The organism is Escherichia sp. E1130, from assembly GCF_005781065.1.
In the GTDB taxonomy this organism is placed as follows: domain Bacteria; phylum Pseudomonadota; class Gammaproteobacteria; order Enterobacterales; family Enterobacteriaceae; genus Escherichia.
On the sequence record NZ_VATL01000017.1, the window covers coordinates 29,258 to 45,102 of the forward strand.

A 15,845-nucleotide genomic window follows, 5' to 3' on the forward strand; every position below is an offset into this window, starting at 1 on the left:
CGCCTGAAGATTATTTATTCTGGTAATCTTTCAGGATCTGCCGACCTGCAACGTAAATCATAATCTCGTCAGTACCACCGCCAATCCGTTCACAGCGGACATCACGCCAGAAGCGGGAGACGCGTGCCTCATCGGTGTAGCCCAACCCGCCCATGATTTGAATTGCATCATCAATGACTTCCATTGCAGTGCGTGCGCAGTACAGTTTTGCCAGCGCCGCGCTGGTGCGCAGTGACTGATGCTGATCGGCTTGCCATGCCACTTTCAACACCATGTTGCGCATGTTGTCGATCTTAATCGCCATCAGCGCCAGTTTTTCCTGGATCATCTGGTTATGACCAATTGGCTTACCAAAAGCGATACGCTGGTTGGCATAGCGGGCGGCATCTTCGAATGCGCATTCGGCAAAGCCAGTGCTGCGCGCGGCGTTGATCAGGCGCTCCATCTCAAAGTTGTACATCACATTGAGGAAACCCATTCCTTCTTCGCCTACCATGTCGCTCTCTTCAACTTCCACGTTGTCGAGATAAACTTCGCAGGTGCTAAGCATATGCCAGCCGATTTTATGCAGCGGATTGATCTTAATGCCGGGCTTACTGGACTCAACCCACCACAGGGTGAAGGCTTTTTTCGGATCTTTCGGTTCTGGATCGCGCGCCAACACCAGCATATACGGGTACTCTTTCGCACCGGTGATGAAGGTTTTCTGTCCGTTGATGTAAACCTTGCCATTTTTACGCGTGTAAGTGGTGGTGGCGCTGTTGTTATCTGAGCCAGCGCCTGGTTCCGTCAACGCCAGGGCATAGGCAGGGTCGCCGGTTTCCAGGGTACTTTCTGCCGTTTTACGTAGCTGCTCCTCAGAACCAAAACGGCGCATGCTGTGAATACACTGACCGTTGGTAATCAAAAACGCCGGAGCACCGCATTTTGACACTTCCATCAGCGCCAGCATCTGGGTGACGTAATCCGCAGGGATGCCGCCGAACTCTTCCGGCACGCCAAGCATAGAAATGCCGTTATCTGCCAGCGCCCGCATAAACTCACGCGGATATGTACCGTTTTGATCGCAGGTGCGGAAATACTCTTCCGGAAAGTTAGTTGTAATCAGTTCGCGAATACTGGCCAGCAGCAGTTCTTGTTCTTCAGTTAAAGAAAAATCCATCGTGATACTCCTGTTAATGAGCCGCTTCAGGCAGGACAAAACCCATCGCCGCATCGATAAATAATCTTTCGTCCATCATTCTCAGTTCTGGTGAAATAACTGGGGTGAAATCCATTTTGTCGAGAATATCTTTTTGCAAATCGACGCCAGGGGCAATTTCGATTAAATGCAGGCCGTCTTCTTTCAGGGTGAATACAGCGCGTTCGGTGATGTAACGAACATCCAGTCCCCGTTCGAGCGCGATTTTTCCGCTAAAAGTAATTTCCGGAAGTTCACGGATAAATTTATTTACCCGTCCTTCCTGGACGATATTTAATTTACCATCGGCAATTTCTGTTTTTAAACTGCCCGCAGTTAACGTGCCGCAGAAAATGATTTTCTTCGAGGTGGCACTGATATCAATAAATCCACCTGTACCCATGATTTTGCCATTGAATTTATGCACCCCGACGTTACCGTGCTGGTCGACTTCGGCAAAACTCAAATAACAGACATCCAGACCACCGCCGTGGTAAAAATCGAACTGGGAAGTCATATCCAGAATGGCGCGGGTATTCACGTTCGCGCCAAAGGCGATACCTTGCGAAGTAATACCGCCAATTGGGCCTGTTTCCACCGTCAGAATAAAGTCATCAGCACAACCTTCTTCCCGGGCGACCAGACCAATACCGTCGGCAATACCGACACCGACATTACCCACTGCACCTTTGCGCATTTCAAACAATGCGCGCCGCGCGACTAATTTACGCTGATTAAGAGGCAAGCTAAGTTGGGTACTGTCATCCAGTGTGAAGTCACCAGAAATAAAACGATTAACTGGCGCACCGCCATACAGTTGGGTTTGGTCCGGATCGACCACCACAATATCGATAAGATAACCTGGAATACGGACAGCTTTAGGATGCAGCGTGGCTTTCTTAACCATCTTCTGCACCTGCATCATCACGATACCGCCGTTATTGTGCACCGCTTGGGCAATAACCAATGCGTCGAGATACATCACTTCATCTTCAAAGGTTGCGTAGCCTTCGCTGTCGCAGGTGGTGGCGCGAATAAAGGCAATATCTGGCGCGATCGCTTTGTAATAGAGATATTCTTTATTATCAAACTCGACCAGTTTAATCAGATCTTCTTTAGTCACTTCATTCAGTTTGCCGCCTTGTTGGCGAGGGTCGACAAACGTTCCGATACCAATATCGCTAATAATTCCTGGCTGGTGGGCAGCAGCAGCGCGCAATGTTTGAGTGAGCACACCTTGTGGATAGTTATAGGCAACAATTTTATTTTGTTCTGCGAGTTCAGAAATACGCGGTGATTGTCCCCAATGGCCGCATAAGGCCCATTTCACCAGACCTTCTTGCGCCAGCGGACTAATACCACGATCGGCGCGATCGCCAAGCCCTGTTGGACTAATAATCGCTAAATTACGCGGTGTCTGGGTTTGTTTATATTTGTCAGCAAGAGCGGTAATTAATGTGGTGGCTTCCAGAATACCGCCACCTGCACCTAATACACAAAGTGTTGCTTCGTCGGGAATATAACTTACCGCTTCCTGTGCCGACAGGACTGGCACTCGTCCATTAATACGAGGTGGTTTTACAGGTTTCATTATTTTTTCCTGATTCAGGTGTGGATTTCTCTGCGCAAGCATTAAAAATAGCGCACAGATACCCACAGAATATTTTTATCAAATACTCTTTAAAAATATTTTTTTGATACGGCGGGGAAGGTTACTCCCGCCGGTACGTTATTTATTACGCCTGGTGCAAAATAGTTAATACTGTGCGCAAATCATTCACCGATATTTGCCCAGGCGCAGAGGCTTTTTTTACTGCACCAAACGTTGCGGCTGAACCAAATACTTCACCAGCCAAACGGGAAATTACGCCAGTTTTTGCCATCGACATCGTGATGATTGGACGATCGGCATACTGCTCCTGCATCTCCAGGGTAGCGGCAAGCAACGTCAGGACATCACTGGTGCTTTGCGGCATCAACGCAATTTTAGGAATATCAGCGTCGAAGGACTGCATTTTACGCAAACGGGCAATAATCTCTTCGGCTTCCGGCGTTTTGTGGAAGTCATGGTTGGACATGACAACCTTCACATCATGCGCATGTGCATAGGCGACGGTTTCTTTAACCTGATCGTCGCCGGTAAATAACTCCAGATCGATCATATCGACCAGACCGCTGTCGATGGCTGCGCGATTGAGTGCAATATAAGCCTCAGTAGAAATCGCCTGCTCGCCGCCTTCTTTAGCGCTACGGAAGGTAAACAGCAGCGGTTTTTCTGGCATTACCTCACGGAGGATTTTTGCCGCGGCCATGACAGACTCCACGCTGGAGAGGTCGGCAAAGTGGTCCACACGCCATTCCAGAATATCAAAGTCCGCTTCACGATAGGCGAGAGCTTCGGATTTCACGCTGGCGATATCTTTCGCCATCAGCGAGACGATGATTTTTGGTGCGCCCGTACCAATGACGAGATCTTTTACAGTTACGGTTTTCATTTTTTACCCTTTCTGCACGCGGTCAGCCTGTCAGGCGCCGAACCCCATGACCTGTTTAACGTATTCCAGAGGGAAATCTTTGCCAGTCCATAACGTGAACTGTTCAGCCCCTTGCCACAACAACATGCCGTATCCATCAATCGTTTTGCAACCTGCTTGTTGCGCCTGCTGCAATAACTTCGTCATATGCGGGTTATACACGCATTCAGTGACCAGCAGTCCTGGATGTAACAAACTGATATCGTTAACTAATGATTCATTTTCAAGAGGCTTCATACCCACTTTTGTGCCGTTGGTTAAAATGTCGGCGGAAGCCAGGGCTTCAGCAAAGGCTTGCTGATCGGCGAGATCGGTCACGGTGACGACACAATCGGTGTTTTCGTTGACCCGTTGTGCGAAGGCGAGGGCTTTGTCGAAGAATTCATCCCGACGGTTGAAGATTTTAATCTCTTTTAAACCTTCAATCGCGCCTTGCGCGCCAATCGCCGTTGAGGCACCACCGGCACCTAGCAGCACCATCGTTTTGCCTTTGATATCAAAACCGCTCTCTTTAATGGCGCGAATATGGCCCGTGCCGTCGGTGTTATAGCCGCGCAGGTAGCCGTCATCATTGACGATGGTATTGATAGCGCCAACCAGTTTGGCCGCTGGTGTTAATTCATCAACATATTCACACGCCAGTTGTTTGTTAGGCATCGACACACCGGTTCCGCGCATTTTTAAGGCTTTTAAGCCTTCAATTGCTCCGGCAAAGCTATCGTTATCCACTTCAAAGGCCATATAGGTAAATGGCAATCCCGCTTTTTCTAAGGCTTTGTTTTGCATTTCAGGCGATAAACTGTGGCGGATAGGATAGGCCATCAGGCCAATCAATTCGTATTTAGCGGTAACATCCATAATTAACTCCTCTAATTTCTTTGCTTAATTGTGTTTAACCGGGGTGCTAAGATTGCGTTCGCCAAACCGGACATCATTTTCAGGAATAATGAAAACGCGGTAATAGCGGATGAAAACAATAATTGCGGTAATCAGGGCCAGAAGCGCGAAAGTAAAATCGAGAACGATGATGTATTGCAGGCCGATATTCGACAGATAACCGGTAATCAACGGAATAACAAAGTTGGCCAGACCACCCATCATCATATAAATACTGGTGACTTTGGCTTTGCTTTTTGGAAAAAACTCGGACATGACTGAAACGCCAAGCTGTAAAATACCGCCAGCAGCAGAGAAACCGATGACAAAAGCCCCGGCATTACAGACTAGTGGAGAAGGGTACAGGTAAATGATAGCGGCGGTTACCGTTGCCAGTGCTGAGTTAAACACGTTAGCCCAGATGGGACGCACCATTTTTTTCAATAGTGCGGCAAAAATAAAGACACAGACCAGCGAACCCATACTGTAATAAGAGATGGTTTTTAATGCCTCAGCTTCCGACATACCGGCAAACGCCATCGCATATTTGGGCATCCACACGACAATTACATAAAAGGTCGAGAATGCGGCAACACCGAACAACACCGATGAAACACCTTCCAGCCAGACTAACGGCTTACTGTTCATTTGCGGTAGTTCACCAGCTACGCTGGCATCCACCAACTGGCCTGGGAATTTACTTTTCAATAGCATCAGCGTGATCAGCACAAATACGATGCCTGGGATAATCAGCCCATAACCGTACCAGATGTTATTCAACAGCATATAACTCACCAGCATCGGATAGAGCATTTGCCCGAACGATATCATCGCCTTAACCAATATTACGGCTGAACCCGAGGCTTTCGGGAAGCATTCCATCAACGCCGGATATCCACCGGTATCCAGGGCTGAGTTGGCGATACCAACGCACACTGCCAGACCGTAAGCGAGAGCTAAACTTGGGCAGGCCGGAATACCAAAGAAAAACAGCATATACATGGCAACGGCCATGAATATTACTGCTCGTCGACCAAATTTATCGGAGATTACACCGAAGAATAAAATACTTATCAGACGGCCCAGACCGATACCAGAAATTAAATAGGCGATACCGGCGTTATCGGTAGAAAACTTTTCTGCCAGAGATGACATGTTTTGTGCAAGCGTAATAACACTAATGCCATGTAGGAAATAGCTGAAGTATACACAAAGGACAGCCAGGATAAATGGCGTGCTGAAAGCCTTATTTTGAGACATTTTCACAGCTCCTTGCTGAAAGATAATTTTGTTACCGTCCGTGTTGTATTTCGACGGTTTTCATAATCACTATACTGAAGATGATTTTCTCTGGGTACATGGCATAAAGTTTATGTTTCCAGGAATATTGCATGTAATAGTTTGTTTTTGATCGCGATTTTCCTTAATTAGCGCAGGAAGAATAATTTATCCGTAATATCTTGCATGACCTTATAAGAATATTGCATTACGCACCAGTAGCGACATTTTCCGTTAATGATGGATGTTGTGCTTCTTTTCGACTGCGTACGCCAATAAACAGCGCCAGTAAAAAGCCGATAGCAGCGATGGCGGTATCGAACCACATAATATCGGCAATACTTCTTTGCGAAAGATGAGCCGTAATCAACGGAATGGTAAATGTTGCAATGCTGCCCGCACTGTAATAGATCCCCGTTGCTTTTCCTTTGGCATGGGGAAAACGTTCCGCCATTAACGTCAGGCCAATTTGTACAACACCACCTGCGGAGGTAAAACCGATGACAAAAGCAAATATTATCACCACATAAAATGTGGGATGCAGGCAGACGGTGAGCAGGGCGATAAATGAGATAAAAGTGTACAGCATCAACAATGTTGTTGAACGAACCGCTTTGCTAATGAGTGGCGCGGTAATAAATACACAAAGTAGCGACCCTACGGTATAGATACTGAGTAATTTGATCGACATGGTGTAAGACATACCGGCGACAAATTGTCCGTATTGTGCCAGCCACTGACTTACCAGATAAAAGGTTGCCATTGAGATATAGCCGTATAAGGTATAGCTGGCTAAATCGATAATTGAGCAACGATGCTTCGCGGCGGTGGTGGGTTTCTTTACTTCAGGTAAGCGACGTCCCGGATGTGGTGGAAAGGTACAGCGATATAAAAACAGACCGTTAACGATCATAATTGCTGCGGCAATCATAAAAGACCAACCGAACCACAGTTCAGCCCACACTAACAGGCTGATAATTAGCGGCAATAAAAATTGTCCGCTGGAGACAAAGGCTTTAATTAAAATATTGGCTGTGCCAGGCGAGCGAGGAAAAGCTTCCATCAGGCTGGGGTAGGTGCCTGCATCAAGAAAACTATTTGCCATACCGGCGAGAAAACCAAATACATACGCGATGATAATGTTATTTGCATGCAGAATGCCGAAAAAGAACATCAGATAGCAGCATATCCCCATGATGATAAAAGGACGTCGGCCAAAACGATCGGATAGTAATCCTGCAAAAAATAAGACACTTAATCGACCAATGCCTAATGATGAGATGACAATTGAGACGCCCGCAGCATTGGTCTGCCAGAGCGTCTCCAGCGAGGCCATATTTAAAGTCATCAAAATGACACCCATACCATGCACCAGGTAATTGAGATACAACCCAAGCGCGGTAGGGAGGTAGGGATTTTTCATAAGATCTACTTAGCAATATTGCTTAAAAAGTTGCTGTTGTTATGTCAGCATCCGTTTATTATTTTTGTCATGACGTCCGTTGTATCCCGTTAAAATATCAACACAGGCGTTCCAGATCGTGCGCATATAATTCAGCTGCGACAGACTGGTAAATCTTCCAGTCAATAAAATTACCTTCAGGGTAGATATGTTGAAATGCGATTAAATTGGGGAAAAAACGCATGGTGTTGTTGCCGATGCGGTTGTTTATTTTTTCTATGATGGCGTGAAGATGCCTTTTTCTTTGCTGGCGCATTGCCAGAAGTTTTTCAACTATCTCGTCAGGAATATCCGTTTTGCCTTTCTCCCATTGTTGCCAGCTTTCACTGTCGCCCGTCAGGGCAATCCAGGTCGCGCATTCATCAATGGTCATAGCAAAAATATGGCGTAGTGCCTGGAGTTCATAAGCGTTCATCGTGTAACGGCTGCATGAAAAAAAGAATAAAATATAAATAACATTATCAGCCTGCTTACGGCTTGAAGAGAGTCACAGTATCTTGTGCAACATTATTGGAAAGAACGAGAGGCGGGGTAATGAAGCAAAAAATGTTAAAAAAAGCCCATCGTGGGAGATGGGCAAAGACTACACACAGCAATTCGTTGTTTCACTCAGGGGATTTCCATGCTTATAAATCAATATGTTGATTTATAACCGTGTGCTAATAGTAGGCATACGGACTTTTTGCGTCGATCAGATTCGTCTCATTAGTTTAAAAACTGTAAAGGATTTGCGACAGGAACTACCAGCTGAATGGCGGTGAGCAGGAAAATACGGACTGGAGGAATGAAATATTAATTAGCAGTGATTAACAATCAGGCGGCAAAGCCGCCTGATAAGTGATTTACTTATTCGGTTTCTCGATTTCGCCCAGCTCTTCGAGAATTTCCTCCGGCTGGTCAGTCGGCGGCGGAACTTCTTCAACCCACGCGGCAAACAGACGCCAGGAAACAGCCAGTAGTACCGGACCAATAAACAGACCGATCATACCGAAAGCAATCAAACCACCAATAACCCCGGAGAGGATCAGAATCAGCGGTAAATCTGCGCCCATGCGAATTAGCATTGGGCGGATGACGTTATCCAGAGTGCCAACCACACCACTCCACACTAACAATACCGTTCCCCAGGTGGTATCGCCGGTCCAGTAGAGCCAGATAATCGCCGGAATCAACACTGGCAGCGGGCCTAGCTGAACAAGGCAGGAGAGGATCATTAATACCGTTAGCAGCGTTGCGTAAGGCACACCAGAAACGGCCAGACCGATACCGCCAAGCACTGCCTGCACTAACGCAGTCACCACAACGCCCAGCGCCACTGCGCGGATAGCTTGCGCCGCCAGCAGTACAGCAGCATCACCGCGAACGCCCGCCAGACGGGTCGCAAAATGGCGGATGCCTTGCGCCACCTGTTCACCGCGCCAGTACAACAGGGCACTGAAGAGCAGCATCAAGGCACAATGCACCATAAAGCGCCCGATATGCGCGGCTTGCCCGACGAACCAGGTGGTAGTGGTGCCAATATAAGGACGGACTTTCGCCATAATTGCCGTGCCGCCCATATCCAGCAAATTGTGCCAGCCTGCGTACAGCTTCGCGCCAATCACCGGAATGGTATTAAGCCACGCTAAATCCGGTAATGTCATATCGCCACTGGAGATGGCCTTAATTAACGGGCCGCTGCCGTCGACGATACTGTTAACCAGCAAAGCAATAGGGATGATAAACACCATCACTAAGAGCAACGTCATCACCAGAACGGCGAGAGAGCGGCGGCCAAACATGATCTTTTGCAAACGTAGCAATACCGGCCAGGTGGCGATAACCACCGTACCGGCCCATGCGAAGCCGAGAATAAAGGGTTGAACGATCCACAGACATGCCACAATCATGATGGCTAAAAACAGCACCGAAAGCAGAATTTGTGCGACATCCCTGGGCTGACGAACATTTACCATAACTACTTTTCACCTTTTTTGTGCGTCAAATCGTCGACGCGACGTGAACACGCGAAACTCACCTGCATAATGATGAGCAATTTCAGCGGTTTTTAACAGGCCGATTCTGCCCTTAATTCTAATGGGCGTGTTAGAAAAAAATGTGGTACAACAACTCAGGCAACACGCAAACGATTTACTCGTCGTATTTCAAGTTGCATGTGCTGCGGCTACGTTCGTTCACCCCAGTCACTTACTTTTGTAAGCTCCTGGAGTTCACTCGCTTGCCGCCTTCCTGCAACTCGAAATCCATAGAGTAAACAAACATCACCTTTCAGTGCGCTATTGCAGCAGCCTGAAAGAACAGTGTATCGACCTACATCACAGACCGCAGGAAAGGGTCAATATAATGATTCCACAGATTTCCCAGGCACCCGGCGTCGTTCAACTGGTGCTTAATTTTTTGCAAGAGCTGGAGCAACAGGGTTTTACTGGCGATACGGCGACAAGTTATGCCGATCGTCTGACAATGTCGACCGACAACAGTATTTACCAACTTCTCCCCGATGCGGTGGTATTTCCGCGTTCAACCGCAGATGTGGCGTTAATTGCCCGTCTGGCCGCGCAGGAACGCTATTCATCGCTGATCTTCACCCCGCGTGGCGGCGGTACTGGCACTAACGGTCAGGCGCTCAACCAGGGGATTATTGTTGATATGTCCCGCCATATGAACCGCATCATCGAAATTAACCCTGAAGAGGGTTGGGTGCGCGTTGAAGCTGGGGTGATTAAAGATCAACTGAATCAGTACCTGAAACCATTTGGCTACTTTTTTGCGCCAGAACTTTCGACCAGTAACCGGGCAACGCTCGGCGGGATGATTAATACTGATGCTTCCGGCCAGGGATCGCTGGTCTATGGGAAAACGTCAGATCACGTGCTGGGCGTGCGGGCGGTGTTGTTGGGGGGCGATATTCTCGATACGCAACCTTTACCCGTCGAACTTGCTGAAACGTTGGGTAAAACCAATACCGCTATCGGGCGGATCTACAACACTGTCTATCAACGTTGCCGCCAGCAACGCCAGTTAATCATCGACAAATTCCCCAAACTTAACCGTTTTCTTACCGGTTACGATCTGCGCCATGTCTTTAACGATGAAATGACCGAGTTTGACCTGACGCGCATTCTGACCGGATCAGAAGGGACGCTGGCCTTTATTACCGAAGCGCGGCTGGATATTACGCGCTTGCCTAAAGTGCGCCGTCTGGTGAATGTCAAATATGACTCTTTTGACTCCGCGCTGCGTAATGCGCCGTTTATGGTTGAGGCGCGTGCGCTTTCGGTAGAGACGGTAGACTCAAAAGTGCTGAATCTGGCGCGGGAAGATATTGTCTGGCATTCCGTCAGCGAACTGATTACCAATGTGCCTGACAAAGAGATGCTCGGGCTGAACATTGTTGAATTTGCCGGAGATGATGAGGCGCTGATTGACGAGCGGGTAAATTCACTCTGTGCGCGGCTAGATGAACTGACTGCCAGCCAGCAGGCAGGGGTGATCGGCTGGCAGGTGTGCAGTGAGCTGGCAGGTGTTGAACGTATTTATGCAATGCGCAAAAAAGCCGTCGGCCTGCTCGGCAATGCCAAAGGTGCAGCCAAACCGATTCCATTTGCCGAAGATACCTGCGTGCCGCCGGAACATCTGGCAGATTATATTGCTGAATTTCGCGCACTGCTCGACAGCCACGGTTTAAGTTATGGCATGTTTGGCCACGTCGACGCTGGTGTTTTGCACGTCCGTCCGGCACTGGATATGTGCGATCCGCAACAAGAGATGTTGATGAAGCAAATCTCTGATGACGTGGTGGCGCTGACTGCAAAATACGGTGGCTTGTTGTGGGGCGAGCACGGTAAAGGTTTTCGTGCCGAATACAGTCCGGCGTTTTTCGGTGAAGAGCTTTTCGCAGAGCTACGCAAGGTTAAAGCGGCGTTTGATCCGCATAACCGACTAAACCCTGGGAAAATCTGCCCGCCAGAAGGTATTGACGCGCCAATGATGAAAGTGGACGCGGTAAAGCGTGGCACGTATGACCGACAAATCCCCATCGCGGTACGCCAGCAGTGGCGCGGCGCTATGGAATGTAATGGCAACGGTTTGTGCTTCAACTTTGATGCCCGCAGCCCGATGTGTCCGTCAATGAAGATTACTCAGAACCGGATTCATTCACCGAAAGGGCGTGCAACGCTGGTGCGTGAATGGTTACGTTTGCTGGCGGATCGCGGCGTTGATCCTCTAAAACTGGAGCAAGAGCTACCAGAGTCTGGCGTCAGCTTGCGCACGTTAATTGCCCGTATGCGCAATAGCTGGCATGCAAATAAAGGCGAATATGACTTCTCGCACGAAGTCAAAGAGGCAATGTCGGGCTGCCTGGCCTGTAAAGCGTGTTCGACTCAGTGTCCGATCAAAATTGACGTACCGGAGTTTCGCTCTCGTTTCTTGCAACTCTATCACACGCGTTATCTACGCCCATTGCGCGATCATCTGGTGGCAACGGTCGAAAGTTACGCACCGCTGATGGCGCGTGCGCCAAAGACTTTTAACTTCTTCATTAACCAGCCGCTGGTGCGAAAACTCTCGGAAAAACACATCGGTATGGTCGATTTGCCGCTGCTTTCAGTGCCGTCGCTGCAACAACAAATGGTGGGGCATCGCTCGGCAAACATGACGCTGGAACAGCTTGAAGTGCTCAGTTCAGAGCAGAAAGCACGCACGGTTCTGGTAGTGCAGGATCCTTTCACCAGTTATTACGATGCGCACGTGGTGGCGGATTTTGTTCGTCTGGTCGAAAAATTAGGTTTCCAGCCGGTGCTGTTGCCATTCTCACCGAATGGTAAAGCGCAGCATATCAAAGGCTTTCTTAATCGGTTTGCGAAGACGGCGAAAAAGACGGCGGATTTCCTTAACCGCATGGCGAAACTGGGGATGCCAATGGTGGGTGTCGATCCGGCTCTGGTGCTCTGTTATCGCGATGAATATAAACTGGTTCTGGGCGAGGCGCGTGGCGAGTTTAACGTCTTACTGGCGAATGAATGGCTGGCAAGCGCGCTTCAGTCACAGCCAGTGACAGCAGTCAGCGGTGAATCATGGTATTTCTTTGGTCACTGTACTGAGGTCACTGCTCTGCCGGGCGCGCCAGCACAATGGGCCGCGATATTTGCCCGTTTTGGCGCGAAACTGGAAAATGTCAGCGTGGGTTGCTGCGGCATGGCAGGAACTTACGGACATGAGGCGAAAAACCATAAACACTCGCTCGGGATCTATGAGTTATCCTGGCATCAGGCAATGCAGCGTCTGCCGCGTAATCGCTGTCTGGCGACCGGGTATTCTTGCCGCAGCCAGGTTAAACGGGTTGAAGGGACGGGGGTACGCCATCCCGTGCAGGCATTACTGGAGATTATTAAATGATATGGAAACGTAAAATCACCCTTGAAGCACTGAATGCCATGGGTGAAGGAAACATGGTGGGGCTGCTGGATATTCGTTTTGAACATATTGGTGATGAAACGCTGGAAGCAACAATGCCGGTAGACTCGCGGACAAAGCAGCCTTTTGGGCTGCTACATGGCGGGGCGTCCGTAGTATTGGCCGAGAGTATCGGCTCCGTTGCCGGTTATTTATGTACCGAAGGCGAGCAAAAAGTGGTTGGCCTGGAAGTCAATGCTAACCATGTTCGCTCAGCACGAGAAGGGCGGGTACGCGGCGTTTGTAAACCGCTGCATCTCGGTTCACGGCATCAGGTCTGGCAGATCGAAATCTTCGATGAGAAAGGGCGTTTGTGTTGTTCATCACGATTGACGACCGCCATTTTGTGACGTTGTCACCAGAAAAGTGTGATGCATATTGCTTTTGGTTATTATCTGCACAGTAAACGGTGGTATACTGTGCAGGTCTTGTCTAAAGCGAGGATGCTATGTCTACTCAACTTAATCCCACCCAGCTGGCCATCGAATTTTTACGCCGTGACCAAAGCAATCTTTCACCCGCTCAATATCTCAAGCGTCTGAAACAACTCGAACTTGAATTTGCTGACCTGCTTACCCTCTCTTCTACGGAGCTGAAAGAAGAAATCTACTTCGCCTGGCGTCTGGGCGTGCATTAATCTCTACTGAACATAGTCTGAACGCCCATCGACCTGGATTAACATCTGTCCAGGTCTGGCGATTATTTTCTGACCGTCCTCCTGTTGTTACCTGCCTGATTTTGCTCAAAAATAATACAAATCGCAGTTTGTGTTAAAACGTCGATGCAGTCTTATGAGATTATTCTTATCGCCCCTTCAAGAGCTAAGCCACTTTGAGTGCCGGAGATAAGCGCCGGATGGGGTAGAAACCCTTAAGCCTGTGATGCACAGACTTAAGGGTTTTCTTATTTCAGAACTCGCCACTTTTTTACCTATCTCTTAAATAGTCATTTTCGATACAACTTTTTCTTTTCCATCACAGCCTTAACACCCACTCGATAATAATCATTATCTAACAATGAGATACCTAATTCTTAGCATGCCTGTTAACCCTCTCATCAGGGTCTATGCTTATTAAATACAGGCAAAAAGCATGTTTTACGCTAAAGCCCCTGCGTTTGCTGGGTTGAACTGATAATCATTATCACTAACATGCTGTTATCCGCTGAAAGCGATGAAGTGAGGTAAGTCGATGGACATGCATTCAGGAACGTTTAATCCACAGGATTTCGCCTGGCAAGGCTTAAGGTTAACACCCGCAGCCGCGGCGCATATACGTGAGTTAGTCGCGAAGCAGTCGGGCATGGTTGGCGTGCGTTTAGGCGTCAAACAAACAGGCTGCGCGGGCTTTGGCTATGTGCTCGACAGCGTCAGCGAGCCAGAGAAAGATGATCTGCAGTTTGAACTCGACGGCGCGAAGCTGTTCGTCCCGCTGCAAGCGATGCCGTTTATTGATGGCACGGAAGTCGATTTCGTTCGCGAAGGACTCAATCAGATATTCAAATTTCACAACCCGAAAGCCCAGAATGAATGTGGCTGTGGCGAAAGCTTTGGGGTATAGGCGGTACTATGTCTCGTAATACTGAAGCAACTGACGATGTCAAAACATGGACCGGCGGCCCGCTGAATTATAAAGAAGGATTCTTCACCCAGTTAGCCACCGATGAGCTGGCAAAGGGGATAAACGAAGAGGTGGTGCGCGCAATTTCGGCGAAGCGTAATGAGCCGGAGTGGATGCTGGAGTTTCGTCTTAACGCCTATCGCGCATGGCTGGAGATGGAAGAACCACACTGGCTGAAAGCGCACTACGACAAGCTGAATTATCAGGATTACAGCTATTATTCGGCACCGTCGTGCGGTAATTGTGACGATACCTGTGCGTCTGAACCCGGCGCGGTGCAGCAAACTGGCGCGAACGCCTTTTTAAGTAAAGAGGTGGAGGCGGCGTTTGAGCAGTTGGGCGTTCCCGTGCGGGAAGGCAAAGAGGTGGCGGTGGATGCCATTTTCGACTCTGTTTCGGTTGCCACCACTTATCGCGAAAAGCTGGCGGAGCAGGGAATTATCTTCTGTTCCTTTGGCGAGGCGATTCACGATCACCCGGAACTGGTGCGTAAATATCTCGGCACCGTGGTGCCGGGGAATGACAACTTCTTTGCCGCGCTTAATGCGGCAGTGGCCTCTGACGGTACGTTTATTTATGTGCCTAAAGGCGTGCGCTGCCCGATGGAACTCTCCACCTATTTCCGCATTAACGCGGAAAAAACCGGGCAGTTTGAGCGCACCATTCTGGTGGCCGATGAAGACAGCTACGTCAGCTACATTGAAGGCTGCTCCGCTCCGGTGCGTGACAGCTATCAGCTACACGCTGCGGTGGTGGAAGTCATCATCCATAAGAACGCCGAGGTGAAATATTCCACGGTACAAAACTGGTTCCCTGGCGATAACAACACCGGCGGTATTCTCAATTTCGTCACCAAGCGTGCTTTGTGCGAAGGCGAAAACAGCAAAATGTCATGGACGCAATCAGAAACCGGTTCAGCCATTACGTGGAAATATCCCAGCTGCATTCTGCGCGGCGATAACTCCATTGGTGAGTTTTACTCCGTGGCGCTGACCAGCGGTCATCAGCAAGCGGATACCGGCACGAAGATGATCCACATCGGTAAAAACACCAAATCAACCATTATCTCGAAAGGGATCTCTGCCGGACATAGTCAGAACAGTTATCGCGGCTTAGTGAAAATCATGCCGACGGCAACCAATGCGCGCAATTTCACTCAGTGCGACTCAATGCTGATTGGCGCTAATTGTGGGGCGCATACCTTCCCGTATGTCGAATGTCGCAATAACAGCGCACAACTGGAGCACGAGGCAACGACATCACGTATTGGTGAAGATCAACTGTTTTACTGCCTGCAACGCGGGATCAGCGAAGAAGACGCCATCTCGATGATTGTTAACGGTTTCTGCAAAGACGTGTTCTCAGAACTGCCGCTGGAATTTGCCGTTGAAGCACAAAAACTCCTCGCCATCAGCCTTGAACACAGCGTCGGATAAGGA

At 48.9% G+C, this 15,845-nt stretch carries 12 protein-coding genes, 1 other RNA gene and 1 pseudogene; 5 read left to right on the forward strand and 9 right to left on the reverse strand.

Translation table 11 applies throughout. The annotated features are described in order from the left end of the window. Positions 1–10: 10 nt before the first annotated feature. From FEK66_RS17145 to ydiK, 9 genes and pseudogenes are all read right to left on the reverse strand, one after another. Positions 11–1,162 carry an acyl-CoA dehydrogenase gene (locus FEK66_RS17145; RefSeq protein ID WP_000347861.1) on the reverse strand — a complete coding sequence of 384 codons (1,152 nt, stop codon included), beginning with the start codon at positions 1,160–1,162 and terminating at the stop codon, positions 11–13. A 13-nt stretch (positions 1,163–1,175) separates the two neighbouring features. After that, positions 1,176–2,771 carry an acyl CoA:acetate/3-ketoacid CoA transferase gene (locus FEK66_RS17150; protein ID WP_135493943.1) on the reverse strand — a complete coding sequence of 532 codons (1,596 nt, stop codon included), beginning with the start codon at positions 2,769–2,771 and terminating at the stop codon, positions 1,176–1,178. A gap of 145 nt (positions 2,772–2,916) precedes the next feature. Continuing rightward, positions 2,917–3,675: a type I 3-dehydroquinate dehydratase gene (gene aroD / locus FEK66_RS17155; protein WP_130218927.1), complete on the reverse strand. Its 759-nt coding sequence runs from the start codon at positions 3,673–3,675 to the stop codon at positions 2,917–2,919. 30 nt (positions 3,676–3,705) lie between these two features. Continuing rightward, positions 3,706–4,572 (reverse strand): quinate/shikimate dehydrogenase, encoded by an 867-nt coding sequence (ydiB, locus tag FEK66_RS17160; protein ID WP_130208246.1) that lies wholly within the window; start codon positions 4,570–4,572, stop codon positions 3,706–3,708. Positions 4,573–4,583: 11 nt separating this feature from the next. Continuing rightward, positions 4,584–5,850, reverse strand: a pseudogene (locus FEK66_RS17165) (MFS transporter). Between the two features lie 226 nt (positions 5,851–6,076). Further along, the gene (locus tag FEK66_RS17170) at positions 6,077–7,291 is read right to left on the reverse strand and encodes an MFS transporter (protein ID WP_130208242.1); all 1,215 of its coding nucleotides are present in this window, start codon (positions 7,289–7,291) and stop codon (positions 6,077–6,079) included. 97 nt (positions 7,292–7,388) lie between these two features. Next, a complete protein-coding gene (locus FEK66_RS17175; RefSeq protein WP_130208240.1) occupies positions 7,389–7,745 on the reverse strand; it encodes a YdiL family protein in 357 nt (118 codons plus the stop codon). Positions 7,746–7,878: 133 nt separating this feature from the next. Beyond that, positions 7,879–7,986, reverse strand: an RNA gene (gene rprA, locus FEK66_RS17180) — antisense sRNA RprA. Between the two features lie 186 nt (positions 7,987–8,172). Beyond that, complete coding sequence (gene ydiK / locus FEK66_RS17185) at positions 8,173–9,285, reverse strand: AI-2E family transporter YdiK (protein ID WP_000248636.1); 1,113 nt, start codon at positions 9,283–9,285, stop codon at positions 8,173–8,175. Positions 9,286–9,673: 388 nt separating this feature from the next. Here ydiK and FEK66_RS17190 point away from each other — a divergent pair, with 388 nt between their 5' ends. From FEK66_RS17190 to sufB, 5 genes are all read left to right on the forward strand, one after another. Continuing rightward, positions 9,674–12,730, forward strand: coding sequence for an FAD-binding and (Fe-S)-binding domain-containing protein (locus tag FEK66_RS17190; RefSeq protein ID WP_135493941.1), 3,057 nt, complete (start codon positions 9,674–9,676; stop codon positions 12,728–12,730). Continuing rightward, positions 12,727–13,137: a 1,4-dihydroxy-2-naphthoyl-CoA hydrolase gene (gene menI, locus FEK66_RS17195; RefSeq protein WP_130208236.1), complete on the forward strand. Its 411-nt coding sequence runs from the start codon at positions 12,727–12,729 to the stop codon at positions 13,135–13,137. The genes FEK66_RS17190 and menI overlap by 4 nt, the downstream gene beginning before the upstream one ends. Positions 13,138–13,235: 98 nt before the next feature. Further along, positions 13,236–13,424 (forward strand): YdiH family protein, encoded by a 189-nt coding sequence (locus FEK66_RS17200; RefSeq protein WP_088376204.1) that lies wholly within the window; start codon positions 13,236–13,238, stop codon positions 13,422–13,424. Between the two features lie 553 nt (positions 13,425–13,977). Next, positions 13,978–14,346: a Fe-S cluster assembly scaffold SufA gene (gene sufA, locus FEK66_RS17205; protein WP_135493938.1), complete on the forward strand. Its 369-nt coding sequence runs from the start codon at positions 13,978–13,980 to the stop codon at positions 14,344–14,346. An 8-nt stretch (positions 14,347–14,354) separates the two neighbouring features. Next, the gene (sufB, locus tag FEK66_RS17210) at positions 14,355–15,842 is read left to right on the forward strand and encodes a Fe-S cluster assembly protein SufB (RefSeq protein ID WP_000089364.1); all 1,488 of its coding nucleotides are present in this window, start codon (positions 14,355–14,357) and stop codon (positions 15,840–15,842) included. The last annotated feature ends 3 nt before the right edge of the window (positions 15,843–15,845 follow it).

Bases quoted from the DNA above. Each gene is read 5' to 3' on its own strand.
- FEK66_RS17145 (WP_000347861.1), bottom strand. From the start codon at position 1,162: ATGGATTTTTCTTTAACTGAAGAACAAGAACTGCTGCTGGCCAGTATT.
- FEK66_RS17150 (WP_135493943.1), bottom strand. From the start codon at position 2,771: ATGAAACCTGTAAAACCACCTCGTATTAATGGACGAGTGCCAGTCCTG.
- aroD (WP_130218927.1), bottom strand. From the start codon at position 3,675: ATGAAAACCGTAACTGTAAAAGATCTCGTCATTGGTACGGGCGCACCA.
- ydiB (WP_130208246.1), bottom strand. From the start codon at position 4,572: ATGGATGTTACCGCTAAATACGAATTGATTGGCCTGATGGCCTATCCT.
- FEK66_RS17170 (WP_130208242.1), bottom strand. From the start codon at position 7,291: ATGAAAAATCCCTACCTCCCTACCGCGCTTGGGTTGTATCTCAATTAC.
- FEK66_RS17175 (WP_130208240.1), bottom strand. From the start codon at position 7,745: ATGAACGCTTATGAACTCCAGGCACTACGCCATATTTTTGCTATGACC.
- ydiK (WP_000248636.1), bottom strand. From the start codon at position 9,285: ATGGTAAATGTTCGTCAGCCCAGGGATGTCGCACAAATTCTGCTTTCG.
- FEK66_RS17190 (WP_135493941.1), top strand. From the start codon at position 9,674: ATGATTCCACAGATTTCCCAGGCACCCGGCGTCGTTCAACTGGTGCTT.
- menI (WP_130208236.1), top strand. From the start codon at position 12,727: ATGATATGGAAACGTAAAATCACCCTTGAAGCACTGAATGCCATGGGT.
- FEK66_RS17200 (WP_088376204.1), top strand. From the start codon at position 13,236: ATGTCTACTCAACTTAATCCCACCCAGCTGGCCATCGAATTTTTACGC.
- sufA (WP_135493938.1), top strand. From the start codon at position 13,978: ATGGACATGCATTCAGGAACGTTTAATCCACAGGATTTCGCCTGGCAA.
- sufB (WP_000089364.1), top strand. From the start codon at position 14,355: ATGTCTCGTAATACTGAAGCAACTGACGATGTCAAAACATGGACCGGC.